The organism is Bradyrhizobium sp. B120 (assembly GCF_049075665.1).
Classification (GTDB): Bacteria; Pseudomonadota; Alphaproteobacteria; order Rhizobiales; family Xanthobacteraceae; genus Bradyrhizobium.
Window position 1 is genome coordinate 3887087 of the sequence record NZ_CP185242.1, and the last position, 23243, is coordinate 3910329.

At 64.1% G+C, this 23243-nt stretch carries 27 protein-coding genes; 18 read left to right on the top strand and 9 right to left on the bottom strand.

From position 1 onward, the window contains the following. The first annotated feature begins 25 nt into the window (after positions 1-25). Together ACOIX3_RS17505 and ACOIX3_RS17510 are read left to right on the top strand one after the other, a co-directional pair. The gene (locus ACOIX3_RS17505) at positions 26-1249 is read left to right on the top strand and encodes a CynX/NimT family MFS transporter (RefSeq protein WP_420971077.1); all 1224 of its coding nucleotides are present in this window, start codon (positions 26-28) and stop codon (positions 1247-1249) included. Positions 1250-1312: 63 nt separating this feature from the next. Continuing rightward, positions 1313-1657 carry a Lin0512 family protein gene (locus tag ACOIX3_RS17510; RefSeq protein WP_420971078.1) on the top strand — a complete coding sequence of 115 codons (345 nt, stop codon included), beginning with the start codon at positions 1313-1315 and terminating at the stop codon, positions 1655-1657. Positions 1658-1688: 31 nt separating this feature from the next. Here ACOIX3_RS17510 and ACOIX3_RS17515 read toward each other — a convergent pair whose 3' ends face one another. Beyond that, on the bottom strand, positions 1689-2558 hold the full coding sequence (locus ACOIX3_RS17515; RefSeq protein ID WP_420971079.1) for an SDR family oxidoreductase: 870 nt from the start codon (positions 2556-2558) through the stop codon (positions 1689-1691). Positions 2559-2637: 79 nt separating this feature from the next. Here ACOIX3_RS17515 and ACOIX3_RS17520 point away from each other — a divergent pair, with 79 nt between their 5' ends. Beyond that, the gene (locus ACOIX3_RS17520) at positions 2638-3342 is read left to right on the top strand and encodes a glutathione S-transferase family protein (protein ID WP_420971080.1); all 705 of its coding nucleotides are present in this window, start codon (positions 2638-2640) and stop codon (positions 3340-3342) included. Here ACOIX3_RS17520 and ACOIX3_RS17525 read toward each other — a convergent pair. After that, complete coding sequence (locus ACOIX3_RS17525; RefSeq protein ID WP_420971081.1) at positions 3339-3893, bottom strand: disulfide bond formation protein B; 555 nt, start codon at positions 3891-3893, stop codon at positions 3339-3341. The two genes, ACOIX3_RS17520 and ACOIX3_RS17525, sit on opposite strands and share 4 nt — an antisense overlap. Before the next feature lie 8 nt (positions 3894-3901). After that, positions 3902-4060 carry a DUF5993 family protein gene (locus ACOIX3_RS17530; RefSeq protein ID WP_420971082.1) on the bottom strand — a complete coding sequence of 53 codons (159 nt, stop codon included), beginning with the start codon at positions 4058-4060 and terminating at the stop codon, positions 3902-3904. 143 nt (positions 4061-4203) lie between these two features. Here ACOIX3_RS17530 and ACOIX3_RS17535 point away from each other — a divergent pair, with 143 nt between their 5' ends. Then, the gene (locus tag ACOIX3_RS17535) at positions 4204-5532 is read left to right on the top strand and encodes a dicarboxylate/amino acid:cation symporter (protein WP_420971083.1); all 1329 of its coding nucleotides are present in this window, start codon (positions 4204-4206) and stop codon (positions 5530-5532) included. Between the two features lie 547 nt (positions 5533-6079). On the opposite strand, the gene ACOIX3_RS17540 is transcribed toward ACOIX3_RS17535, so the two are convergent. Next, positions 6080-6448: a winged helix-turn-helix transcriptional regulator gene (locus ACOIX3_RS17540; protein ID WP_420971084.1), complete on the bottom strand. Its 369-nt coding sequence runs from the start codon at positions 6446-6448 to the stop codon at positions 6080-6082. Positions 6449-6584: 136 nt separating this feature from the next. On the opposite strand from ACOIX3_RS17540, the gene ACOIX3_RS17545 reads away from it, so the two are divergent. The 3 genes from ACOIX3_RS17545 to ACOIX3_RS17555 are packed head-to-tail and all read left to right on the top strand — an operon-like array spanning position 6585 to position 8485. After that, entirely contained in the window at positions 6585-7466 is an 882-nt protein-coding gene (locus ACOIX3_RS17545) for an SDR family oxidoreductase (protein WP_420971085.1), read from the top strand. A gap of 10 nt (positions 7467-7476) precedes the next feature. Then, on the top strand, positions 7477-7785 hold the full coding sequence (locus tag ACOIX3_RS17550) for a hypothetical protein (protein WP_420971087.1): 309 nt from the start codon (positions 7477-7479) through the stop codon (positions 7783-7785). A gap of 58 nt (positions 7786-7843) precedes the next feature. Then, complete coding sequence (locus ACOIX3_RS17555; protein WP_420971088.1) at positions 7844-8485, top strand: glutathione S-transferase family protein; 642 nt, start codon at positions 7844-7846, stop codon at positions 8483-8485. Between the two features lie 45 nt (positions 8486-8530). Here ACOIX3_RS17555 and ACOIX3_RS17560 read toward each other — a convergent pair whose 3' ends face one another. From ACOIX3_RS17560 to ACOIX3_RS17570, 3 genes are all read right to left on the bottom strand, one after another. Continuing rightward, a complete protein-coding gene (locus tag ACOIX3_RS17560; protein ID WP_420971090.1) occupies positions 8531-9112 on the bottom strand; it encodes a TetR/AcrR family transcriptional regulator in 582 nt (193 codons plus the stop codon). Positions 9113-9159: 47 nt separating this feature from the next. Next, positions 9160-10626: an amidase family protein gene (locus ACOIX3_RS17565; RefSeq protein ID WP_420971091.1), complete on the bottom strand. Its 1467-nt coding sequence runs from the start codon at positions 10624-10626 to the stop codon at positions 9160-9162. Positions 10627-10840: 214 nt separating this feature from the next. Further along, positions 10841-12394, bottom strand: coding sequence for a winged helix-turn-helix domain-containing protein (locus tag ACOIX3_RS17570; protein ID WP_420971092.1), 1554 nt, complete (start codon positions 12392-12394; stop codon positions 10841-10843). Between the two features lie 164 nt (positions 12395-12558). Here ACOIX3_RS17570 and ACOIX3_RS17575 point away from each other — a divergent pair, with 164 nt between their 5' ends. The 4 genes from ACOIX3_RS17575 to ACOIX3_RS17590 all read left to right on the top strand — a co-directional run bounded on the left by ACOIX3_RS17575 (position 12559) and on the right by ACOIX3_RS17590 (position 14997). Beyond that, positions 12559-13599, top strand: coding sequence for an alpha/beta fold hydrolase (locus ACOIX3_RS17575; RefSeq protein WP_420971093.1), 1041 nt, complete (start codon positions 12559-12561; stop codon positions 13597-13599). A gap of 79 nt (positions 13600-13678) precedes the next feature. Further along, on the top strand, positions 13679-14188 hold the full coding sequence (locus tag ACOIX3_RS17580; protein WP_420971095.1) for a cytochrome P460 family protein: 510 nt from the start codon (positions 13679-13681) through the stop codon (positions 14186-14188). Positions 14189-14284: 96 nt separating this feature from the next. Beyond that, positions 14285-14653 (top strand): ArsC family reductase, encoded by a 369-nt coding sequence (locus ACOIX3_RS17585; RefSeq protein ID WP_420971096.1) that lies wholly within the window; start codon positions 14285-14287, stop codon positions 14651-14653. A gap of 29 nt (positions 14654-14682) precedes the next feature. Further along, positions 14683-14997 (top strand): YrhB domain-containing protein, encoded by a 315-nt coding sequence (locus ACOIX3_RS17590; RefSeq protein WP_420971097.1) that lies wholly within the window; start codon positions 14683-14685, stop codon positions 14995-14997. A 138-nt stretch (positions 14998-15135) separates the two neighbouring features. On the opposite strand, the gene ACOIX3_RS17595 is transcribed toward ACOIX3_RS17590, so the two are convergent. Both ACOIX3_RS17595 and ACOIX3_RS17600 read right to left on the bottom strand, forming a co-directional pair. Further along, complete coding sequence (locus ACOIX3_RS17595; protein WP_420971098.1) at positions 15136-15753, bottom strand: hypothetical protein; 618 nt, start codon at positions 15751-15753, stop codon at positions 15136-15138. Positions 15754-15756: 3 nt separating this feature from the next. Further along, positions 15757-16359: a PAS domain-containing protein gene (locus ACOIX3_RS17600; protein WP_420971099.1), complete on the bottom strand. Its 603-nt coding sequence runs from the start codon at positions 16357-16359 to the stop codon at positions 15757-15759. Between the two features lie 339 nt (positions 16360-16698). On the opposite strand from ACOIX3_RS17600, the gene ACOIX3_RS17605 reads away from it, so the two are divergent. From ACOIX3_RS17605 to ACOIX3_RS17635, 7 genes are all read left to right on the top strand, one after another. After that, the gene (locus tag ACOIX3_RS17605; protein WP_024581422.1) at positions 16699-17454 is read left to right on the top strand and encodes an ABC transporter ATP-binding protein; all 756 of its coding nucleotides are present in this window, start codon (positions 16699-16701) and stop codon (positions 17452-17454) included. Beyond that, positions 17447-18190 carry an ABC transporter ATP-binding protein gene (locus ACOIX3_RS17610; protein WP_420971101.1) on the top strand — a complete coding sequence of 248 codons (744 nt, stop codon included), beginning with the start codon at positions 17447-17449 and terminating at the stop codon, positions 18188-18190. The genes ACOIX3_RS17605 and ACOIX3_RS17610 overlap by 8 nt, the downstream gene beginning before the upstream one ends. A 42-nt stretch (positions 18191-18232) precedes the next feature. After that, positions 18233-19453 carry an ABC transporter substrate-binding protein gene (locus ACOIX3_RS17615; RefSeq protein ID WP_420971102.1) on the top strand — a complete coding sequence of 407 codons (1221 nt, stop codon included), beginning with the start codon at positions 18233-18235 and terminating at the stop codon, positions 19451-19453. Positions 19454-19517: 64 nt separating this feature from the next. Then, entirely contained in the window at positions 19518-20381 is an 864-nt protein-coding gene (locus ACOIX3_RS17620; RefSeq protein WP_050406473.1) for a branched-chain amino acid ABC transporter permease, read from the top strand. Position 20382: 1 nt separating this feature from the next. Next, positions 20383-21351: a branched-chain amino acid ABC transporter permease gene (locus tag ACOIX3_RS17625; protein ID WP_212317806.1), complete on the top strand. Its 969-nt coding sequence runs from the start codon at positions 20383-20385 to the stop codon at positions 21349-21351. Positions 21352-21495: 144 nt separating this feature from the next. Further along, complete coding sequence (locus tag ACOIX3_RS17630; RefSeq protein ID WP_420971103.1) at positions 21496-22140, top strand: DUF47 domain-containing protein; 645 nt, start codon at positions 21496-21498, stop codon at positions 22138-22140. 13 nt (positions 22141-22153) lie between these two features. After that, a complete protein-coding gene (locus ACOIX3_RS17635; RefSeq protein WP_420971104.1) occupies positions 22154-23158 on the top strand; it encodes an inorganic phosphate transporter in 1005 nt (334 codons plus the stop codon). Positions 23159-23243: the final 85 nt, after the last annotated feature.

Sequence of the window (23243 nt, forward strand, 5' to 3'; positions counted from 1 at the left end):
TGGCTTGAACCGGACGGGTGGACGCATGACGATCGAGACGGCCGTGGTGCAGCAGAGCGAGGCGAAGCGATGGGCGACGGTCGCCGTCGTGACCGGTTGCGGGATCGGCGCCGCGCTCCAGGTCGGCAAGGTGCCGATTGCCGCGGCGATGCTGCAACAAGACCTCGGCATCGACCTCGCTGCGGTCGGAACCATCGCCGGCATCTTTGCGGTGCTCGGGCTGATCGGGAGCGTTCCGGCGGGCGTCGTGATCGCCGCGGTCGGCGCGCGCAGGGTGCTGCTGTGCGGGCTTGCGGCGATCACGCTCGGCGCGGCGTCGGGCGCGCTCGCGCCGCAACTTGCGGTGCTGCTGGGATCGCGCCTGCTGGAGGGGCTTGGCTTCCTGCTGGTGATGGTGGCATCGCCCGCACTGCTGGATCGCGTCGTCGATGTCAGCGCGCGCGACGTCACCATGGCGGTGTGGAGTTGCGTGATGCCGTTCGGGATCGCGCTGGCGCTGGTCGCGGGGCCGATGTTCGACGGCTGGCGCGCGATCTGGTGGGCCAGTGCCGCCTTTGCCGCGCTGCTGTTCGTGCTTGCCGGCGTCGTCGCGCCCGACGCGGCATCGCGGACCGGCCCGGCGCGTGCAGGCTTGATGCAAGAGGCCACCGCGCTGGCGCGGCGCCGCACGCCGGCGCTTCTGATGGTGCTGTTCGGGCTCTACAGCCTGATGTTCTTTGCGGTGTTCAGCTTCCTGCCGATCCTTTTGACCGAACGGCTCGGCGTCTCCAGCCAGAGTGCCGGCGGGCTCAGTGCGCTGGCCGCGGCCGCCAACGTCCTCGGCAATCTCGCCGCCGGCAATCTGCTCGCGCGCGGCGTGAGCCGGACTGGGTTGATCGCAGTTGCGGCAGTCGTGATGGGCGCGTCCGCACTCGGCATCTTCCTTCCCTTGCTCGGCGGCTCGGGCGCCTTCATTCTGTGCCTGCTGTTTTCCGCGACCGGCGGCCTGATCCCAGCGACGTTGCTGGCGACCGCACCCGCGGCCGCGCGTTCGGCGGCGATGGTGCCGGTCATGATGGGCCTGTTGATGACGGGCAGCAATTTCGGCCAGGTGACCGCACCGATCGCAGTCGGCGCGGTCGTCTCGGCGTGGGGCTGGAGCGCGGCCTGCGTCATGGTGGTTGCGGCGGCGATCCTCGCCGGTCTTGCGGCATGGCTGCTGGCGCGCGGCGATCACAACAACGTCAGCGAGGCGAGGGACCCGGCTTGACGCCGCGCACGCCGGGGGCGAAGGAGTGAAGGTCTCTCACGCCAACGACAACAGGAAAGCTTCATGACACGCGTGCGCTGTATCACCGAAATGGGCATGGGCGTCGACGTCCACGGTCGAGATGCGACCAAGGCTGCCAAGCGTGCGGTCTCGGATGCAATCCGCCATTCCAGCCTCGGCTTCTTCCGCATGCTCGGCAAGACCGCCAATGACATGTTCGTCGACGTCACGATCGCCGTGCCGAATCCCGAAGCGGTCGATATCGAAGCCGTCGCCAAGGAATTGCCCTATGGCACCAAGACCGTGAAGGCGATCGCGGGCGGGCTCGAGATTCCGTCCGATGTGGGCAACGACCCGATCCTGATCGCGAACGCCGCGGTCATCGTCAGCTTCGACGACGGCAAGTAATCGAGGGAGCGGCGGGCGGCATATGCGTGCGTCATTCGTCGCCCTTGAAGTAGTCGGGCTTGCCGGTGGTCCAAGTCTCGCCCCAATGCTGGCCGCCGCCGTCGACGGTCAGCGTCTCGCCGGTGATGAATTTGCCGGAGGGCGCGGCGAGGTAGACCGCGGCTTCCGCGATGTCCCAGGGCGTGCCCGGACGCATCATCGGGTTGGAGCGCTGATAGGCGGCGCGCGCCGCCTCGCTGTAGACGTTCCAGCCCTCGGTCTCGATCGCGCCGGGCGCAATGCAATTGATGCGGATATTCAGCGGCGCCCATTCGACCGCGAGTGCGCGCGACAGGCCGATCACGCCGGAGCGCGCCGCGATCGTGTGGGCGATGCCGTAGAGGCCGTGCGTCGTGACCACGACGATATTGACGATGCTGCCGGGATGCTTGCGGTCGCGCCAGCGCTGCGCCGCGGCCTGCATCATGTACCAGGTGCCGTTGAGGTTGGTGTTGATGACCGCGTTCCAGCCCTTGATCGAGAAATCGATCGCGGCTTGCGGGAATTGGCCGCCGGCGCTGTTGACGAGATGATCGATCCGGCCATGCGCGGTCCACAGCGTGTCGAACATCGCGTTGACCGCGTCGGGATCTCTGATGTCGGCGACATGCGCCGACGCCTTCAAGCCCCTACGGCCGAGACGATCGACCAGCGCATCGAGCTTGGCGGCATTGCGTCCCACGATCACGACATGCGCGCCGAGCCGGGCGAACAGCCACGTGATGGCGCGGCCGATGCCGCCGGCGGCGCCGGATACGACAACAAGCTGCCCGGCCAACGCGTCTGCCGCAAACACGGTCGGATGTGCCGCGAGTTCGTCGTCGGAAGGGCCGAGCGTTGCGTCCGTCTGTTGATCGTTCATGGCCGGTTGCAGACCTTGCGGCTTTCAATGAGCTCCGTACATTAGCCGTGCAAAGCAACAACCTGCAAAGAATGTCGACATGACCGATCTGTCAGCCTTTCCCATCACAAAACGCTGGCCCGCCCAGCATCCCGACCGCCTGCAGCTCTATTCGCTGCCGACGCCGAACGGCGTGAAGGTCTCGATCATGCTCGAGGAGATCGGGCTGCCCTACGAGGTCCATCTCGTCGACTTCAACACGGACGACCAGAAGACGGCGGAGTTCCTGTCGCTGAACCCGAACGGCAAGATCCCGGCGATCCTCGATCCCAACGGTCCCGGCGGCAAACCGCTGCCGCTGTTCGAGTCCGGCGCGATCCTGCAATATCTCGCCGAGAAGACCGGCAAGCTGTTGCCGGCGGATGCCGCGCGCCGCTACCAGGCGATCCAGTGGGTGCACTTCCAGATGGGCGGCATCGGGCCGATGTTCGGCCAGGTCGGGTTCTTCCACAAATTCGCCGGCAAGGACTATGAGGACAAGCGGCCGCTGCAGCGCTATGTCGCCGAGTCCGCGCGCCTGCTCGGCGTGATGGAGACGCATCTCGCCGGGCGGCAATGGTTCATGGACGATGAATACAGCATCGCCGACATCTCGATGCTCGGCTGGGTGCGCAATCTGATCGGCTTCTACGGCGCGCGCGAGCTCGTCGAATTCGACCAGTTCAAGGACGTCGCGGCCTGGCTCGAGCGCGGTCTCAAGCGGCCGGCGGTGGAGCGCGGGTTGAATATTCCGAAGCGGCTCTAACTCGCCTGCTTCAGCAGCTCATACACGATCGGATTGTCGGCGCATGCGGCAAAGCCGCATTCCAGCAGGGTGGACAGCACATTCAGCGCCGTCAGCCCGACCACCAGCCACACCGCACCTTGTGCGAATTTGCCGGGCGAAGTGCCCGGCGCCGCGGGGTGCTCGAACTGGCGGTCGAACAGCAGCATGGCGGCGAGCAGGACGATCGCGGCGATGAAGCCGATCAGCGCCCACGTATAATAATGATAGCCGAGCAGCGCGGACCCATAGCCGGCGTCGCCGGGGAGGATGTGCAGCAGGACCTGCCGGGTCGAGACCGAGGCGCCGAGGACGGCCGTCAGCAGTGACAGGGCATAATGGCTCGGCCGCGGTCCGAAGCGGATGTTCAGGATCGGTCCGATCGCCAGCAGGGCGAAAAGGATGCGCTGCAACAAACACAGCGGGCAGGGCAGCTCGTGCAGCAGCAGCTGCGCCGCAAAAGCTGCGGCCAGCAACAGCGCGAGGCCATAGAGCGCGAGGGCATTGAGGGTCACGGCCCGGGTGTCGGTCATGGCTCGCCTCAGAACGACAGCGTGAGACGGTCGGTGGCGTGGTGCAGCAAGGTCGCGACGCAGGCGACCAGGATCACCGCGAACAATCCGATCGCGACCGGACGCGGGCCGCGCCAGGCCACCAGCATGGCGATGCTGATGGCGAGAAACAGTACCGTGAATTCCATCTCAGCCTCCGGATGCGAGCCGGCCGTAGTCTATGACAGATTCGTGTGCGCGCGCGGCGGGTGCGAATGGCCATTGTCGCTTGCGCGCGGCTCCGCCAAGATGGCAACACTCGTTGTGTTAAATCCTAGCCCCGGGACATCTCATGGCCACAGACGCGATCCAGCCCGCCGTCCATCACAAACATCAGCCCTGGTACAAGATCCTCTACATCCAGGTGTTGATCGCGATCGCCGCCGGCGTCTTGATCGGTCATTTCTATCCCGGCCTCGGCAAGCAGTTGAAGCCGCTCGGCGACGGCTTCATCGCGCTGATCAAGATGATGATTGCGCCGGTGATCTTCTGCACCGTGGTGCACGGCATCTCCTCGATGGGCGACCTCAAGCGCGTCGGCCGGGTCGGGCTGAAGGCGCTGATCTATTTCGAGGCGGTGTCGACGGTCGCGCTCGCGGTCGGCTTGCTGATCGGCGAACTGCTGCAGCCCGGTCGCGGCTTCAACATTGACCCCTCCACGATCGATCCGAAATCGGTCTCCACCTACGTCACGCAGGCGAAGGAGCAGGGCATCGTCGCCCATTTGATGGCGATCATCCCCGACAGCTTCTTCGGCGCGCTGGCGCGCGGCGACCTGCTGCAGGTGCTGCTGATCTCGATCCTCTCGGGGTTTGCCATTGCCTTGATGGGCAAGCCCGGCGAGCCGATCGCCGAGGCGATCGACAAGGCGTCCAAGATGTTCTTCGGCATCATCCGGATGATCGTCCGCGTCGCGCCGCTCGGCGCGTTCGGCGCGATGGCCTTCACGGTCGGCGCCTACGGCCTCGGCTCGCTGGTGAATCTGGCGGCGCTGATCGGCACGTTCTATCTCACCAGCGTGCTGTTCGTGCTGATCGTGCTGGGCGCGATCGCGCGGCTGGCGGGGTTTTCGATCATCCGCTTCATCGCCTATATCAAGGACGAGCTCCTGATCGTGCTCGGCACCTCGTCGTCGGAGACGGTGCTGCCGCAGATGATCCAGAAGATGGAGCATCTCGGCGCCTCGCGTTCGGTGGTCGGCCTCGTGGTGCCGACCGGCTACAGCTTCAATCTCGACGGCACCAACATCTACATGACGCTGGCGACGCTGTTCCTGGCGCAGGCCACCAACACCCATCTGACGATCTGGCAGGAGCTCGGCATCCTCGGCATCGCCATGATCACCTCGAAGGGCGCCTCCGGCGTCACCGGCGCCGGCTTCATCACGCTGGCCGCGACGCTGTCGATCGTGCCCGACATTCCGATCCAGTCGATCGCCATCCTGGTCGGCATCGACAAGTTCATGAGCGAGTGCCGCGCGCTCACCAATCTGATCGGCAACGGCGTTGCCTGCGTCGTGATCAGCCTCTCCGAGGGCGAGCTCGACAAGGACGCGCTGCACGAGACGATGGCGCATCCGCTCGAGCTCGGCGAGGCGCTCGAGCCGGGCGGGACGGGCTAGAGCAACATGAAGTTATGGAGCCGTCGCAGGGGGCGCTGCCAAAATATCGAAAACAACCCCATGCAAAGTAGCCGGCGGCGGCCGGCGTTCAACCAGGCAACTTGACACGTCGGGCAACTCAGGGATAATCTTCTAATATTCCGAAATTGCGCAAATGTCCCTCGCGCCAAGGCTGTCGCATGTGGCAGTTGCGGGCTTCTGCAACTGAGGCTTCCACGTCGCAGCCGGGAGAGGGAACGCGCCGTATTCGCGGCCGCAGCCTGGGTCGTGAACCCATAACGTGAGCAGGGCCCGCACGTCAGGATGACGAGTATGCGCCAAGCCTTGAGTGCATCATACGCCACATTGCCTCCCCACCTTGCGGAAGGCTGCTTGTGGCCCGGTTGAGACATGCGGTCGAGCTCTGGGAATGTCGGCTCGCCGGGGTAGATCGGAAGTCATCGGCGGACGATCAATACGACGCGAATGATCCTTCCCGGACACGCCGCCTATGCGGAGAGTTTCACGGCGTGCAGCGCCCCTTTTATTTTTGCCCTTTCCGGCGCGGTCAGGCCGCAAGTTCCTCGGTCTCTCTGCCGAGATGCCCCGCACTCCAGCCCCGGATCGCGTCGACGACCGGAATGAAGCTCTGGCCCTTGCGGGTCAGGCGGTACTCGACCTTCGGCGGTACAGTGCCGAAGTCCTTGCGGTCGATCAGGCCGCTCGCGGCCAGCGCCTTGAGCTCGCGCGACAGCACGCGCGGTGCGATCTCGGCGCTGCCGGCAAGGCCGCGCAGCAGGCCGGACCTAATCTCGCCGTAGCGGCGCGGCCCATCCTTGAGGTCCCACATGATCCGCAGTTTGTATTTGCCGCTGATCAGCTTCTGGAACGCGGCGACGGGACAGTGATGACCGCGCGACTCTTTCCGGTTCGGCATGACAGAGATCTCCGTCGAGGCCGGCATCTAACGCCGAACCGCCGCGAACGTCCATAGTATCATTTTTGTCCATACTTGCACTGTCGCTACCTACGTGCCTAACTCGCATTCAGTTGCGGAGCGGAAAGGAAACCGCGTGATCCTTGTCACAGGCGCGACTGGATTGAACGGTGGCGCACTCGTGCGCTTGTTGTCTGCGCGCGGAGTTCCGGTCCGCGCGTTGGTCCGCGATGCCGCAAGAGCCGCGGCGCTGGCCGCCCTGCCGCACGTTGAAATCGCCGTCGGCGACATGGCCAGGTCGGAGACGCTCGCCGCGCCGCTCAAGGGGGTGACGCGCGCGATGCTGATCTCGTCGTCGGTGCCGACGATGACCGAGGTGCAATCGACCTTTATCGACGCTGCGAAAAAGGCTGGCGTCCGTCATGTCATCAAGCTGTCCGGCATCATTCCCGACCTGAAGTCGGCGTTCCGCTTTGGGCGGATGCACGGCGAGATAGAGAAATATCTCGAAAACTCCGGCCTCGCGTTCACGCATCTGCGTGCCGGCGAGTTCATGCATTCCTATTTCCGGCAGGTGCCGATGATCCTCGGCAAGGGTGCGCTGTTCCTGCCGATGGAAGACGCGAGGATCGCCTCCGTCGACATCGACGATATCGCGGCAGTCGCCGCCGCTGTGCTCACCGGATCGGGACACGAAGGCAAGATCTATCCTCTGACCGGCCCGGAGGCCCTGACAATGACCGAGGTTGCGCAAAGGCTGTCGGTCGTCGCCGGCAAACCGGTCAAATACATCAACGTGCCGCCGGAGGACGCCAAACGCGCCCAGCTAGCCGCCGGCGTGCCGCCCTACCTTGTTGACGCGCTGGGCGAACTGTTCGCCGAGCGGCGCAAGGGCGGCGAGTCACACGTCTGGCCGACGATCGCCGCGGTGTTTAAGATGAAGCCGACGTCGTTCGACCAGTTCGCAGCGAAGCATGCGGCGATCTTTCGCGGCGAGCAACCGGCGCCGCGATTGTGAAAGGTATGAGATGAAGCAGTTCCTGATCCGTTATCGCCGCACGACCGCAACCGCCGAAGCCTGGCACGAGGACATCAAGCGCTTCATCGCGCAGATCGAGGCCGATCCGGAATTGCACGGACGGATCTCCTACCGGTGCATGAAGGTGCGCGACAGCGACGAATATATGCACCTTGCGACGCCAACGGACGACGCCGCAGTCAAGGCGCTGCAAAGCCGCGACTGGTTCAAGCGCTATACCGAGCAGACCCGCGCGGCCGCAGGCGGCTCGGTCGAGGTGCTGCCGCTCGAGATCGTCGCCGAGACCGCTCCCGCGTAACGAAGAAATAGCGCCGCCGCCGGGTTTATCGGTACACGGCCTCCAGGAATGCTCAACTATGCTCACCGTCTATGGCGAAGGTCGTGGCTTCCGCGTTGTTTGGCTGCTCGAGGAATTAGGATTGGCTTATCGGCTGCGCCCGGTCGATCTGCTCGCAGCCGAGATTGATCGCGATTTCCTCGCGATCAATCCCGCGGGCTTCATTCCCGCACTGCAGGACGGAGAGACGATCATGGTCGAATCGATCGCCATTCTTGAGTACCTGCTCGCTCGCCACGGCTCAGGCTCGCTTGCCGTCGCCCCGGACGATCCCGCCTTCGCTTCCTATCTGCAATTTCTCCATTTGGGTGAGGCCGGGCTCGCCGGGCCGATGAACGCCGTCATTGTCGGTCGCCAACTGGCGCCCGAAGCCGAGCGGGATGCCCGGGTTACCTGCTGGGCGCTCGAGACCTTCGAGAGCCGGCTGGGGTTGGTTATCCGCCGCCTCGCGGATTGCCCCTATCTCGCCGGCGACCGATTCACTGCTGCCGATATTTCGGTGAGCTACGCCCTCCTGCTCGGCATGCGAACCGGCAACTACGTCCCCGGTCCGACCGAGCGGGACTATCTCGCCCGCACGACGGCGCGTCCTGCCTATCTCCGAGCGATGGAAAGCTGCCAGGCCACCAAGGCTTGGGCCGCGAGATCACCGGGATTGTAGCGCTCGCTTCATCGGAGCGGCCAAGCCTCTCCGTTCTTTCCGACCCTAAGGTGAGGGAGTTCGCGCCAACTGCAATGCGGCCTCAACGCCGCCATCCAGGATCTGTTGCGCTTCATTAGCGTCGGGCACGGCCCGCGCAAACTGCAGGGTGCCCACCATGAGCCCGAAGATGGCCGTCGCGCGCCGGTGTTTTTCTACAGAATCTGTGCCGGGAAGTAGCGCGGCCAAAGTCGCAACGTACCTTCGCAGCGCCTTCTCGTAATCCTGCCTGATGGACAGGGGCTGGCGGGCGATTTCCGGAAGCAACGCCGCGGAGGGGCAACCGTCCGCAGGGGCTTCGAGGTGAGCGCGGTTCAGGTATCTACGAACCGCGCCTTCAAGGTCGAGGCCCTTGAGCTGATCTTCATCAAGGCAATGCTGCTGACCGCCCAGTGCCAGTGCCAGCGCCTCGCGAACAAGCACCTCCTTGGACTGGAAATGCGGAGAGAAAGCCCCTTTGGTCAGGCCGGCCTCGCCCATAATCGCCGCAATCCCTGTCGCGGAGATGCCGTCCCGGCGCATGCACTTCGATGCCACATCGACAATGTGCCGTCTCGTCGACAACTTGTGACCTTTCTCGAAACGCATCTTCTGCCAACTCCACAAATGTCCAGCAGCCACCACGGCTCACGGCGCTAGATCGCGATCGGCTCGGTACCCAAAACGCCTTCGATCTTACGAGCAAGGACCAAAAGCGTCCGGTCGCTACCTACCGAAGCGTCGACTTCAAGGCCAAACGGCAGCCCAGCGCGAGAGCGGCCGACGGGAAGACTGATACCCGGCAGCCCCACGCTGCTCGCCGACACGGTATGGTTCGCCAAGGCGAGGTAACTGACGTCCTGCCCCGCAACACTGACGGTCGCCTGCTGTTCGATCAAGGGCGCGGTGCATGGTGTGGTCGGTTGCAGAATGACCTGCGCTCCCTCAGCGACGAACGCCTTGTCGAGACGGCGCTGGATTTCAGGCCGGCTCACGTTGAGCGCAGTCTGATAGGCCTCCGCCGAGACAGCGCCCGCACCGCCCGGCAGGACGATGTGCCCCCATGCTTCCCGAAGTTGGGGCTTAAGCCCGTCGTAGATCGCCTCGAACGTGGTCGGAACGTCGTGACGACGAAGGAAATCCGAAATCGCGCCCATCGTCTCGTGAGCGAAGATGCCCCATGTGGCGGTTTGGATGAGGGCGTTGAAATCGTCACCAAGGTCGACCTCAACAACCTCGGCGCCGGCGTCCCGTAGCTGCCGAACCACCTCGCGGAACCGGACCTCAACCTCAGAGTCCACCAGATCGAGGAACTGTCGGGGCGCGAAGGCCAGTCGAGCTCCCTTCAGATCGTTGCCGTCGTCGGAGAACTCGGCCGTTTGTTCGCCCGTCACGACCTGATCCAGCAAAATGCAGTCCTCGACGCTTCGGGCGAATGCACCCGTCGTGTCGAGCGTATGGGAGATCGGAGCCACGCCGTTGCGCGGCCAACGTCCGGTCGTTGGCTTGAATCCCACGACCCCACAAAAGGATGCGGGCACCCGGATCGACCCGACGGTGTCACCGCCCAACGACGCGGGAACGAGGCCTGCGGCCACAGCTGCGGCGGAGCCGCTCGAGGAGCCGCCCGAAACGCGATCTCGTGCGTGCGGATTCTTCACCTGGCCGTAACGTGCGTTGTGACCGGTCAAGCCGTAAGACATCTCGACGAGGTTGTTCTTCCCGAAGAGCAAGGCACCCGCTGCCTTGATGGCGCGGACAGCGTCCGCATCTTCGCGCGGCACAAAGCGAGCGAGGCTTTCGAGACCAAGGCTCGTAGGCAGCCCTTTCGTCAAATAACTGTCTTTCACCCCGAGCGGCACACCCAGCAGCGGAGCCGCCGATCCGGCGGCTCGTGCTTTGTCCGCGTCTCTCGCGGCCGCCAACACGGCCGTCTCGTCGATGGTGATGAAGGCGTTGAGTTCGGCAAGCGTTCGGGCACGAAGCAGAAGCGCCGCTGTGTACGCTTCGGACGTGATATGGCCTTCACGAATGGCTGCTGCAGCCGCTGCGAGTCCCAGCGAGGAGGGATCCAAGAATTCTCGCGGTTCGCTACGACTTGAAGTGGTGCTGGTGTCGTTCATGGAGACCTCGCAAAGAGCCTGCTTGCGGCATTCCTCAGCCGCCCAACAGCGGCTCAGCTCGATGCCATTACGGTCATAATACTAAACTACGATCGTAATTCAATAACGGTCTCTGCTTTTTCTGGACACATGAGCGTGAGGTGTTGACAGGGTGGTGAGCCGTCAATCATCGGACGAAGACGTCCGCTTTGGTCGTCGCATCCTCCGAGCGGCGTCAGTCCGGGACGCCGGCCGCCTTGAGGGTTTCACGATAGGTCGCGGACATCGATTCCACCGGGAATGGAATTCGCGACAGGAATCCGGAAATCGAAAACTCCGGATCGACCTTGAGCAGTTCGCGCGCGATCTGGGTCGCGCGCTCGTTGTCGCCGGTCTTGACCAGCGCCACGATCAAGACGCGCAGCGCCACCGCGAAGCGGCGGTTCTGTGCCAGCGCCTTGTCGGCCCACATCACCGCTTCGGCAAAATTGTTATCGAGCACCGCGCAGATCGCCAGCGCCGCGGAGGCGAACCAGCCACGCGGGTCGCGTGGGTTGAGCCGCTGCGCGCGTTCGATCATCGCCCGGCCGATCTGCTGATTGCCGCGCATCGCCTCGATCCAGCCGCAGAGGACGAGCGCCATCGCCGAATTCGGGTTGATCGCCAGCGACCGCTCGAACAAGTCGCACGCGGGTTCGATCTCGTCGGCCATGTTCCAGATCGCGAACGCCGCCATCCACAGCACCTGCGGGTCACCCGGCGCGAGCTCGACCGCGCGCCAGGCCTGCGCGACCGCACGTTCCCGGTAGGAATCGTTCGGCTTCAGCCAACCCTGAACATGGCGCATCGCATGGCAATAGGCCGACGCCGCCAGCGCCGGCGCGTAAGCCGGATCGAGCGCCAGCGCCTGGTCGAGGCAATCGAGCGCGGCAACCATGCTTTCGGGCGTGAACTCGTAGCGCAGGCTGTAGGCGCGCAGCAGCAGATCGTAGGCATCGAGCCTGCCCGGTGGCGCCGCCCGTACGCGCTCGGCTTCCGCGACCAGCAAGGTCGGCTCGATCGCGCCGACCACATTCTCGGTGATACGGTCCTGCAGGTCGAACACGTCGGTCGCCGCGCCGTCGAAGCGGTCGGCCCACAGATGCGAGCCCGAGACGGCGTCGATCAACTGGCCGGTGATGCGCAGGCGGTCGCCGCCGCGGCGGACGCTGCCTTCGAGCACATAGCCGACGCCGAGATCGCGCCCGACCTGGCGGATGTCGACCGCCTTGCCCTTGTAGGTGAAGGCGGAGTTGCGCGCGATCACGGTGAGGCGGCTGCACCGCGCCAGCGCGGTGGTGATGTCCTCGGCGATCCCGTCGGCGAAATAATCCTGCTCGGGGTCGCCGCTCATATTGGTGAAGGGCAAGACCGCGATCGACGGACCCTCGCTCGGCCGTGGCGGGACAACCTTGTCCGTAACCGAATGATCGGGCGCGCTGTGCTCCCGGACATCGCCGACAAAGCGGAGGCCTTTGCGGGGCAGGGTGCGGATCAGCCGTTGCTCCTCGCCATTGTCGCCGATCGCGGTCCGTGCCGCGTTGACCCGGCTGGAGAGCGTCGCTTCCGAGACGATCCGCCCGTGCCAGACGGCCGCCAGCACCTCGTCGCGGCTGACGACGCGGTCACGGGCGCGGATCAGGAACTCGAGCAGGTCGAAGACCTGCGGCTCGACGGCCACCAGCGTATCGCCGCGGCGCAGCTCCCGGCGCCCGGAATCGAGGGTCAAGTCGTTGAAATAGTAGGTCAAATCGAAGGGTCCGGTGGCCGGCGGCTGAATGCGGGGCGGAACCTAGCACAGGCGGCGTGGGGCCAAAATCACGACGGTCTGAAGGACAAATCCACGTCCTCTGAAAGCGGACAGGGTCGGCGTCTGCGATAGTCAGTCCCGACACCAGACTTAAGGAGATCGCCATGTCCCAATCCATCAATCAGCAACGCCGCCGTTTCCTCGGCATCGCCGGCGGGATCCTCGCCGTTTCCAGGCTCGGCTTCATCGGATCGGCCGAGGCGCAGACCAAGGCGACGCTGCCGGCGGTCAAGGCCGGTAGCCACACCACGATCGGTCCGGTCAAGCAGATCAATGCCGGCGTGCTCGATACCGGTTACGTCGAAATGGGCCCGGCGTCGGGTCCGGCAGTCATCCTGCTGCACGGCTGGCCCTACGACATCCACAGCTACGCCGACGTCGCGCCGGCGCTGGCCGAGGCCGGCTATCGCGTGATCGTGCCGCATCTGCGCGGCTATGGCACCACGCGCTTCCTCTCCAGCGATACGATGCGCAGCGGCCAGCCGGTCGCGGTCGCCGCCGACATCATTGCGCTGATGGACGCCTTGAAGATCGAGAAGGCCGTGCTCGGCGGCTATGATTGGGGTGCGCGCACCGCCAACATCATGGCGGTGCTCTGGCCCGAGCGCTGCAAGGCCATGGTGTCGGTTAGCGGCTATCTGATCGGCAGCCAGGCGGCCGGCAAGATGCCGCTGCCGCCGAAGGCCGAGCTGCAATGGTGGTACCAGTTCTATTTCGCGACCGAGCGTGGCCGCGAGGGCTATGCCAAGAACCGGCACGACTTCAACAAGCTGATCTGGCAGCTCGCTTCGCCGCAGTGGAAGTTCGACGACGCTACCTACGACCGCAGCGCCACGGCGTTCGAGAATCCCGACCATGTCGATATCGTGATCCACAACTATCGCTGGCGGCTGGGTCTCGCCGAGGGTGAGGCGAAGTACGATGCCTTCGAGAAGACGCTGGCCCAGGCGCCCGTGATCGCGATCCCGACCATCACGATGGAGGGCGATGCCAACGGCGCGCCGCATCCGGAGCCCGCGGCCTATGCGAAGAAGTTCTCCGGGCATTACGAGCATCGCCAGCTGCCCGGCGGTATCGGTCACAATCTGCCGCAGGAAGCGCCGCAGGCCTTCACCCAGGCCATCATTGACGTCAGCAAGGTCTAGAGCGTTTTCGAGCGAAGTGGATACCGGTTCGCGTGAAGAAAACGCGTCAAACAAGAATCGAGAGCGCGGACAAGGAATCATGAAACAGGGTGTGAAATGGGCAGCTGCCGCGATCGCGGCAGCCTGCATCAGTGCGTCATTGCCGTTTGCCGTCGGACACGCCGACGATGCGGCGCTGGTATCGCCGATCTTCGGCGTGAAAATTCCGGACGGCTATCGCGACTGGAAGCTGATCGCGGTCGGCGAGGAGACCGGGCTCGACGAACTGCGCAGCGTGCTCGGCAACGCGACCGCCGTGAAGGCCTATCAGGACGGTGCCGCGCGATTCCCCGACGGCACCGTGCTGGTCAAGCTCGCCTGGAAGCGCAAGCCGGTTGCGGGCCTCAACGGCGCGTTCGTCACGGGGCCGGCGACCACCGTCCAGGTCATGGTCAAGGACTCCGCCAAATATGCTTCGACCGGCGGCTGGGGCTTCGGCCGCTTCATCGACGGCAAGCCGGTCGATGCCGCCCAGCACGAGACCTGCTTCGCCTGCCACGAGGCCCATGCCAGCGATCACGATTTCGTCTTCACGCATTACGCGCATTGAGCAGCAAGTTCGGTGTGGAGACCGGCACGGTCCGATCTGGCGCTATGATGGCGGCAAGGCTAGTTTCCCCGCAGCAATCGCATGCGGGGAACGGCCTTGACCATCACCATCTACGGCATCAAGAACTGCGACACCATGAAGAAGGCGCGCGCCTGGCTCGACGATCACGGTGTCGGCTACGACTTCCACGACTACAAGGCCGCCGGGATCGGCAAGGACAAGCTCAAGCAGTGGAGCGACGAGGTCGGCTGGGAGACGCTGCTCAATCGCGCCGGCACGACCTTCAAGAAGCTGCCCGATGCCGACAAGGAAGGGTTGAACGAGCGCAAGGCGCTGGCGCTGATGGCCGAGCAGCCGTCGATGATCAAGCGTCCGGTGCTCGATCTCGGGGGCAAGCGCGTCGTCGGCTTCAAGCCGGATATCTATGCCAAGGAAGTGCCGACCAAGGCACGCAAGAAGAGCTGACGCGTTCTGCAACTGATGAGACACCGACCATGGACTTCGATAAGGCGGCAGCACTTGCAAACGCTTGGGTAGATATCCTTTGCGAGGGAGAGGCGCGGATTGTGCGTGAGGCCACAATCGCGAAACCATATGGCTGGATATTCTTCTACCAATCCAAAGAATTCCTCGATGATGGCAAACCCTTAGCCCAGCTCGCCGGGAACGCTCCGATCATCGTGAACAGAGACACGTGTGAATTGCGCCTAACGGGAACGGCAAAACCGCTTGAACACTATTTGGCTGAGTACGAGAAAACGCTCGCCCCAATCTCACTTCAACGAGCGCCGCAGCTTCCGACTTGGTAAGCACATCCGAATCTAGACGAACGGCCTGGCGGCGCAGCCGCTTTTGGCCCAGCCCGACATTTGCTGCGATTGCACAAAGGCGGTCGATGTCGAGGCGAACCGGACATCGGCGAAGGTTTATGAGTATGCGTGCTGGACCTAGATCAGCTCGACTGAATCCTGGCTCGCCGGGTGATCTGCGGGCACGAACCTGCGATCGATCACGGCGCGAACCGTGACGACAGGCACGGCCTTCGCCTTGACGCCCATCAGATTGTGCAGCCGAAATCCGCCCTCGATGCTGATCGCCTTGTAGGAGCCGATGATGTGCTCGACGGTGTCGCCGCGTCCGAACGGCAGCAGCAGCCGTTCATAGGACACGTCCTTGCCGTCCGCGTCGGTGACCTCCGCAACCGTGTAGGTCGGACGCTTGCGCGCGAGGCAAGCGCGATAGGACAGGATCACGCCGGCGTAGCGCTCCGGGCCGATCGCGTCATCGAGGTAGCGGTTGGTGCGCAGCCGCGGCTCGACGTGCTCGTTGCCGTAGGCGCTCGTCAGCCGGGCGCCTTCCTGCGTGATCAGGAAGCGTGCGGTCTCGCCGCTGCCGACCACGTCAAAACCCATCATGTCGGCGCGCTCGTCGGCGGTGCCGTCGGTGTGGAAATCGCACAGCAGGGGAAGGGCGTCCGGCATGCGCCGCGCGCGCAGCCAGGCGTTCAGCAGCACCCGCTGCGTGATCGATTTGACCACCGATGGATCGGCGCTTCTGAACGGCATGGGCTAGCTGAACTCAAGCACATCCCCGGGCGGGATGCGGCCGGGGGCACGGTGGAACAGGTCGCGGTCGATGATCGCGCACAGTCTGAAGTTCGGCAGCGTGTCGTTGCCGCGCATCAGATTGCGGATCTCGAAACTGCCGCTCTCGCTGATCGTCTTCAGCGAGGCGACAAGATGCGTGACGGCGCCGTCGTTCGAGAACGGCAGCAGCAACCGTTCATAGGCCACGACGTGACCGTAGATGTCGTCGATATCGGTGATGGTGTAGGCGGGCAGCCGCCGCGCGATGCATGCGTGGTAGACCGGCATCACGACCGGCGCGAGCCGCGGTCCGAGATAGTCGTCGAGCAGGCGGCCCTTGCCGCTGTGTCCGTAGGCGGTGGCCATCCGCGTGCCGTCGCTCTCGATCGTCAGTTGCGGCGGCTCGACTGCCGCGTCGACGGTGAAGAACACGATGTCGGGCAGATCTTCCTCGATCCGCTCCGGCTGGAATTCATCGATCCGCGGGATGGTTTGGCCACGGGCATAAAGTCGCAGCCACGTGTTGAGGAAATCACGTTGCCGGATCGACTTGATGACCGAGGAATTGGCGCTCTCGAAATGCAAGGCTCTGGCCGTCCAGAATACAATGGCGGGAGCTTCGGCGAGAGGCGGAAATATTCTATGAAAAGGAAAGACCGGAGCAAAACACCCTTAATGATGGCTTTCCGAGGCGCAAAGCGCGCGCAAAGGCCATTCGACTAAGGATCAACCGGAACTGGTCGTGCCAATACTGCACTGCACAGCTTTCCACCTTGCGTAACCGCCACAGATGACGGCATATTCCGGCCCGGAGGCGACAGGCCCCCGGACGGTTTCCAAGACGTACGGACAACCTGTCGAACACGAAAAAGGCTGGCCACGCGGGCGACGGGCTTCGCGGCGATGGCGTATGGGGGAATCTATTTGGCCGATGAGTTCATTCTCGAAACCAGCGGATTGACCAAGGAATTCGCGGGTTTCTTTGCCGTTCGCGACGTTGCGCTGAAGGTGCGTCGCGGCAGTATCCATGCGTTGATCGGGCCGAACGGCGCCGGCAAGACGACCTGTTTCAATCTGCTGACCAAATTCCTGAAGCCGACGGGCGGGCAGATTCGCTACAAGGGCCAGGACATCACCGCGATGCCGCCGGCCGACGTGGCGCGGCTCGGGCTGGTGCGCTCGTTCCAGATCTCGGCGGTATTTCCGCATCTGACCGCGCTGGAAAACGTCCGCGTGGCGCTGCAGCGCCAGCACGGTTCGTCATTCGATTTCTGGCGCTCCAAGACCGTGCTCGACCGCTTCAATCCGCGCGCGCATGAACTGCTGAACGACGTCGGCTTGAGCGAATTCGCCAACACGCCGGCGGTCGAGATGCCGTACGGCCGCAAGCGCGCACTCGAAATTGCAACGACGCTCGCGCTCGACCCCGAGATGATGCTGCTCGACGAACCGATGGCCGGCATGGGCCACGAGGACATCGACAAGATCGCGGCACTGATCAAGCGGATCTCCGCCAAATACACCATCCTGATGGTCGAACATAACCTCTCGGTGGTGGCCAACCTCTCCGACATCATCACCGTGCTGACGCGCGGGCAGGTGCTGGCGGAGGGCAACTACGCCGACCTCTCCAAGGACGAGCGCGTGAAGGAAGCCTATCTGGGAGCGGGTCATGGCTGAGGCAAAATTGGCGGAGAAGCCGGTGGCTGCGGTCGGCGCCGAGGTGCTGACGGTCAGCGATCTGCAGGCCTGGTACGGCGAATCGCACATTCTTCACGGGATCAATTTCAACGTGAAGGCGGGCGAGGTGGTGACGCTGCTCGGCCGCAACGGCGCGGGCAAGACCACGACGCTGAAGTCGATCATGGGCGTCATCGGCAAGCGCTCCGGCTCGATCCGTTTCGACAACAAGGAGATCATCCGCACGACCTCCGACCGCATCGCGCGGCTCGGCATCGCATTCTGTCCCGAAGAGCGCGGCATTTTCGCCAGCCTCGACGTGCGCGAGAATTTGCTGCTGCCGCCGGTGGTGCGCCCGGGCGGCCTGCCGCTCGACCAGATCTTCACGCTATTTCCCAACCTGAAGGAGCGGCTCAGCAGCCAGGGCACCAAGCTCTCGGGCGGCGAGCAGCAGATGCTGGCGATTGCGCGCATCCTGCGCACCGGCGCGCGCTTCCTGATGCTGGACGAGCCGACCGAAGGGTTGGCGCCGGTCATCATTCAGCAGATCGGGCACACCATTGCGCGCCTGAAGTCGCAGGGATTCACCATCCTGTTGGTCGAACAGAATTTCCGCTTCGCCTCGACCGTTGCCGACCGCTACTACATCGTCGAGCACGGCAAGGTGATCGACGGCTTCGCCAATTCGGAGCTGTCGGCCAACATGGACAAGCTGCATACCTATCTCGGCGTTTGAAATCGCCGGAGCCAGAAAATTTAAGAACTGAGGGAATACGCCATGAGGAATACGATTTCAGCACTTCTGCTTGGCACCGCGATGGTGCTCTCCGTCGCAGGCGTCGCCTCCGCTGACGACAAGACAGTGAAGATCGGCGTGTTGTCGGATCAGTCCGGCCTCTATGCCGACCTTGCCGGCCCCGGCTCGACGCTGGCGGCGCAAATGGCGATCGAGGACTCCGGCCTCAAGGCCAAGGGCTGGACCATCGACCTGATCTCCGGCGATCACCAGAACAAGCCCGATATCGGCACCACCATCGCCCGCCAGTGGTTCGACGTCGACAAGGTCGACACCATCGTCGACGTTCCGAATTCCGGCGTCGCGCTCGCGGTTAACAACGTCGTGAAGGAGAAGAACGGCGTCTACATCAATTCGGGCGCTGCGACTTCGGACCTCTCCAACGCGCAGTGCACGCCGAACACGGTTCACTGGACCTACGACACCTACATGCTGGCGCACGCCACCGGCCAGGCGCTCGTGAAGGCGGGCGGGGACACCTGGTTCTTCCTGACCGCGGACTACGCGTTCGGCGCGGCGCTGGAGCGCGACACCACCGCCGTCATCACCGCCAATGGCGGCAAGGTGGTCGGCGGCGTCAAGCATCCGCTCAACACCGCTGACTTCTCGTCGTTCCTGCTGCAGGCGCAGGCTTCCAAGGCCAAGATCATCGGTCTCGCCAACGCCGGCGGCGACACCACCAACTCGATCAAGCAGGCTGCCGAGTTCGGCATCGTCAAGGGCGGCCAGAAGCTCGCGGCGCTGCTGCTGTTCCTCACCGACGTCAAGGCGATCGGGCTCGAGACCGCGCAGGGCCTCAACTTCACCGAGACGTTCTACTGGGACCTCAACGACAACACCCGCGCGTTCTCGAAGCGCTTCTCCGAGAAGATGAAGAGTGGCGCTCCTCCGACCATGGTGCAGGCCGGCGTCTACGCAGGCCTGCTGCATTACTTCAAGGCGCTGGAAGCGCTCGGCGGCAATCCGCATGACGGCGCCAAGGTGGTCGCGAAGATGAAGACGATCCCGACCGACGATCCGCTGTTCGGCAAGGGCGAGGTCGAGGCCAATGGCCGCGTCACCCACGACGCCTATCTGTTCGAAGTGAAGAAGCCCTCGGAGTCCAAGGGGCCCTGGGACTTCTACAAGCTGGTCGGCACCGTGCCGGGCGACCAGGCCTTCACGCCGCTCGACAAGAGCACCTGTGCGCTCCTGAAGAAGTAACGATCATGTCCGCCGGCCATGGGCGTGGCCGGCGGGCTTCATCTATCCAGCGAAAGCTCATTCGATGCAGGCTCTCTACGCACAGCTTCTGGTGGGACTGATCAACGGCTCGTTCTACGCGCTGCTCAGTCTGGGGCTCGCCGTCATCTTCGGCATGCTCAACATCATCAATTTCGCGCACGGCGCGCTCTACATGATGGGCGCCTTCGTGGCGTATTTCCTGCTCAACCTGGGCGGCATCAACTACTGGTGGGCGCTGCTCATCGCACCTGTCATCGTCGGCATCTTCGGCATGATCCTCGAGCGGACCATGCTGCAATGGCTCGCCGGCCTCGACCATCTCTACGGACTGCTGCTGACGTTCGGCATCGCGCTGATCGTTCAGGGCGTGTTCCAGAACTATTTCGGCTCCTCGGGCCTGCCTTACTCGATCCCGGATCAGCTCAAGGGCGGCGTCAATCTCGGCTTCATGTTCCTGCCGATCTATCGCGGCTGGGTCGTGATCTTCTCGCTGGTGGTGTGCCTTGCCACCTGGTTCCTGATCGAGAAGACGCAGCTCGGCGCTTACTTGCGCGCGGCCACCGAGAATCCGACGCTGGTGCGGGCCTTCGGCATCAACGTGCCGCGCATGATCACGCTGACCTACGGGCTCGGCGTCGGTCTCGCCGCGCTCGCCGGCGTGCTGTCGGCGCCGATCAACCAGGTCCGCCCGCTGATGGGCGCCGATCTCATCATCGTGGTGTTCGCGGTGGTCGTGATCGGCGGCATGGGCTCGATCATGGGCTCGATCATCACCGGCTTCGCGCTCGGCGTGATCGAGGGACTGACCAAGTATTTTTATCCCGAGGCCTCCAACACCGTGGTGTTTGTCCTGATGGTGGTGGTGTTGCTGGTGAAGCCAACGGGACTGACGGGACGGGCGGCTTGATATGTCAGCATTGACCGACGATACACTTCCGGTGACGCCGCGCGCGATGCGCGACGAGATGATCGTATTCGCCGTGATGGCGGTGCTGCTGGCCGTGGTGCCGTTCACGGGGATCTATCCCTTCTTCGTGATGCAGGCGCTGTGCTTTGCGCTGCTCGCCTGCGCCTTCAACCTGTTGATCGGCTATGGCGGCCTGCTGTCGTTCGGCCACGCCATGTTCCTCGGCACCGCGGGCTACGTCTCGGCGCATGCGCTGAAGGTGTGGGGGCTGCCGCCGGAGCTCGGCATCGTGGCCGGCACCGCCGCGGCGGCCTTGCTCGGCCTCGTCACCGGCTTCATCTCGATCCGCCGCCAAGGCATCTACTTCTCGATGATCACGCTGGCGCTGTCGCAGCTGCTCTACTTCATCTATCTGCAGGCGCCGTTCACCCATGGTGAAGACGGCATCCAGGGTATCCCGCAGGGGCACCTGTTCGGGATCTTCGACCTGTCGAAGCCGACGGTGCTCTACTACGTCGTGCTGGCCGGCTTCCTTGCCGGCTTCCTTTTGATCTACCGCACGATCAACTCGCCGTTCGGCGAGGTGCTGAAGTCGATCCGCGAGAACGAGCCGCGCGCGATCTCGCTCGGCTACAAGACCGACCAGTACAAGATGCTGGCCTACATCCTGTCGGGAACGCTGGCGGGCTTTGCCGGCTCGCTGAAGGTGTTCGTGGCGCAGAACGCCTCGCTCACCGACGTGCACTGGTCGATGTCCGGCGAAATCGTGCTGATGACGCTGGTCGGCGGCCTCGGCACCATCTTCGGCCCGGTGGTCGGCGCATTCGTGATCATCGCCATGCAGCAATATCTCGCCGGTTTCGGCCAGTGGGTGACGGTGATCCAGGGCGTGATCTTCGTGGCCTGCGTGCTGCTGTTCCGGCGCGGCCTGGTCGGCGAGCTGGCCCACCTGCTGCGGCGGTCGCTGTAGGGCAGGGCTCGCGATTTGCTGCCGAGTTAGCGGTGGACGACCGCCCGCTCAGGCGGCCGTTACAGGTGTTTTCCCCGCCAGATACTCTATGACAGTTCTGTGACAGTCGCTAAAAGGGCTGTCCCGGAATGATGGAATTGAGACATGCTGCGCTGGTTTCGCGCCTTTCTGCCCAAGGAAGAGCGATTTTTCGACCTGTTCGCCCGCCACGCCCAGACCTCCGTGCAGTGCGCGTTGGCGCTGCAGGACATGCTGAAGGGTGGCGAGGAGACCCCGGTCTTCTGCCAGCGCGTCAACCAGTTCGAGAACGACGCCGATAGCGTCACCCGCGAGGTCCTGACCGCGGTTCGCCGCACCTTCATCACCCCGTTCGACCGCGGCGACATCAAGAACCTGATCACCGCGATGGACGACGCGGTCGACCAGATGCAGGCGACCGCGAAGGCCGTCATGCTGTTCGAGGTGCGCGAGTTCGAGCCGCCGATGCGCGAGATGGGCGGCCTGATCGTCGAATGCGCCAACCTCGTCGGCCGCGCGCTGCCTCTGCTGCAGGCGATCGGCCACAACGTCTCGATGCTGACCCAGATCACCGAAGAGCTGACCAAGCTCGAGGGCCGGGTCGACGATCTCCAGGATATCGGGCTCAGGGAGCTGTTCCTGAAGCACCGCGACGCCAACGCCATGGACTTCATCGTCGGCGCGGAGATCTACGATCATCTCGAGAAGGTGGCCGACCGCTTCGACGACGTCGCCAACGAGATCAATTCCATCGTCATCGAGCAAGTGTAGTCGGGGCCATCACGTGGACGCCACGCTGGGTCTTCCGGTCCTGACCATCCTGATCGCGGTCGCGCTGCTGTTCGACTTCCTGAACGGCCTGCACGATGCCGCGAACTCGATTGCGACCATCGTCTCGACCCGCGTGCTGCGGCCGCAATATGCGGTGTTTTGGGCGGCATTCTTCAACTTCATCGCCTTCGCGGTGTTCGGCCTGCACGTCGCCAACACCATCGGCACCGGGATCATCGAGCCGTCGGTGGTGGACGCCACCGTGATCTTCGCCGCGCTGGTCGGCGCGATCGTGTGGAACGTGATCACCTGGGCGCTCGGCATTCCCTCGTCGAGCTCGCATGCGCTGATCGGCGGCCTGGTCGGCGCCGGCATGGCGAAGGCGGGTATTTCGGCGGCGGTGTGGAGCGGGCTGACCAAGACCTTGCTCGCCATCGTGCTGTCGCCGCTGGTCGGCTTCCTGCTGGCGCTGGTGCTGGTTGCGATCGTGTCCTGGCTCTCGGTGCGCTCGACGCCGTTCGCGGTCGATCGCGCCTTCCGGATCCTGCAATTCGCCTCGGCATCGCTCTATTCGCTCGGCCATGGCGGCAACGACGCGCAGAAGACCATGGGCATCATCGCCGTGCTGCTCTACTCGCAGGGCCATCTCGGCGACACCTTCGAAATTCCGTTCTGGGTGGTGCTGGCCTGCCAGAGTGCGATGGCGCTGGGCACGCTGATGGGCGGCTGGCGGATCGTGCGCACCATGGGGCTGCGGATCACCAAGCTGACGCCGATGCAGGGCTTTTGCGCCGAGACCGGCGGCGCCGCCACGCTGTTCATCGCGACCTATCTCGGGGTGCCGGTATCGACCACCCACACCATCACCGGCGCCATCGTCGGCGTCGGCGCCGCGCGCCGGCTGTCCGCCGTGCGCTGGAACGTGGCGAGCTCGATCGTCTACGCTTGGGTGATCACGATCCCGGCCTCGGCCGCGGTCGCCGCTGCGACCTATTGGGCGGTGCAGGTTCTGAAGTAGCGTTTTCGAGCGAAGTGGAAGCCGGTTCGCGTCAAGAAAACGCGTCCAAAATAAGCAATCAGCCGACGGGCTATCGCGGTTGCCG

Bases quoted from the DNA above. Each gene is read 5' to 3' on its own strand.
- ACOIX3_RS17505 (WP_420971077.1), top strand. From the start codon at position 26: ATGACGATCGAGACGGCCGTGGTGCAGCAGAGCGAGGCGAAGCGATGG.
- ACOIX3_RS17540 (WP_420971084.1), bottom strand. From the start codon at position 6,448: ATGCCGAACCGGAAAGAGTCGCGCGGTCATCACTGTCCCGTCGCCGCG.
- ACOIX3_RS17630 (WP_420971103.1), top strand. From the start codon at position 21,496: ATGCTGCGCTGGTTTCGCGCCTTTCTGCCCAAGGAAGAGCGATTTTTC.
- ACOIX3_RS17555 (WP_420971088.1), top strand. From the start codon at position 7,844: ATGCTCACCGTCTATGGCGAAGGTCGTGGCTTCCGCGTTGTTTGGCTG.
- ACOIX3_RS17590 (WP_420971097.1), top strand. From the start codon at position 14,683: ATGGACTTCGATAAGGCGGCAGCACTTGCAAACGCTTGGGTAGATATC.
- ACOIX3_RS17615 (WP_420971102.1), top strand. From the start codon at position 18,233: ATGAGGAATACGATTTCAGCACTTCTGCTTGGCACCGCGATGGTGCTC.
- ACOIX3_RS17565 (WP_420971091.1), bottom strand. From the start codon at position 10,626: ATGAACGACACCAGCACCACTTCAAGTCGTAGCGAACCGCGAGAATTC.
- ACOIX3_RS17535 (WP_420971083.1), top strand. From the start codon at position 4,204: ATGGCCACAGACGCGATCCAGCCCGCCGTCCATCACAAACATCAGCCC.
- ACOIX3_RS17620 (WP_050406473.1), top strand. From the start codon at position 19,518: ATGCAGGCTCTCTACGCACAGCTTCTGGTGGGACTGATCAACGGCTCG.
- ACOIX3_RS17575 (WP_420971093.1), top strand. From the start codon at position 12,559: ATGTCCCAATCCATCAATCAGCAACGCCGCCGTTTCCTCGGCATCGCC.
- ACOIX3_RS17550 (WP_420971087.1), top strand. From the start codon at position 7,477: ATGAAGCAGTTCCTGATCCGTTATCGCCGCACGACCGCAACCGCCGAA.
- ACOIX3_RS17625 (WP_212317806.1), top strand. From the start codon at position 20,383: ATGTCAGCATTGACCGACGATACACTTCCGGTGACGCCGCGCGCGATG.
- ACOIX3_RS17510 (WP_420971078.1), top strand. From the start codon at position 1,313: ATGACACGCGTGCGCTGTATCACCGAAATGGGCATGGGCGTCGACGTC.
- ACOIX3_RS17515 (WP_420971079.1), bottom strand. From the start codon at position 2,558: ATGAACGATCAACAGACGGACGCAACGCTCGGCCCTTCCGACGACGAA.
- ACOIX3_RS17520 (WP_420971080.1), top strand. From the start codon at position 2,638: ATGACCGATCTGTCAGCCTTTCCCATCACAAAACGCTGGCCCGCCCAG.
- ACOIX3_RS17610 (WP_420971101.1), top strand. From the start codon at position 17,447: ATGGCTGAGGCAAAATTGGCGGAGAAGCCGGTGGCTGCGGTCGGCGCC.
- ACOIX3_RS17525 (WP_420971081.1), bottom strand. From the start codon at position 3,893: ATGACCGACACCCGGGCCGTGACCCTCAATGCCCTCGCGCTCTATGGC.
- ACOIX3_RS17560 (WP_420971090.1), bottom strand. From the start codon at position 9,112: ATGCGTTTCGAGAAAGGTCACAAGTTGTCGACGAGACGGCACATTGTC.
- ACOIX3_RS17580 (WP_420971095.1), top strand. From the start codon at position 13,679: ATGAAACAGGGTGTGAAATGGGCAGCTGCCGCGATCGCGGCAGCCTGC.
- ACOIX3_RS17595 (WP_420971098.1), bottom strand. From the start codon at position 15,753: ATGCCGTTCAGAAGCGCCGATCCATCGGTGGTCAAATCGATCACGCAG.
- ACOIX3_RS17530 (WP_420971082.1), bottom strand. From the start codon at position 4,060: ATGGAATTCACGGTACTGTTTCTCGCCATCAGCATCGCCATGCTGGTG.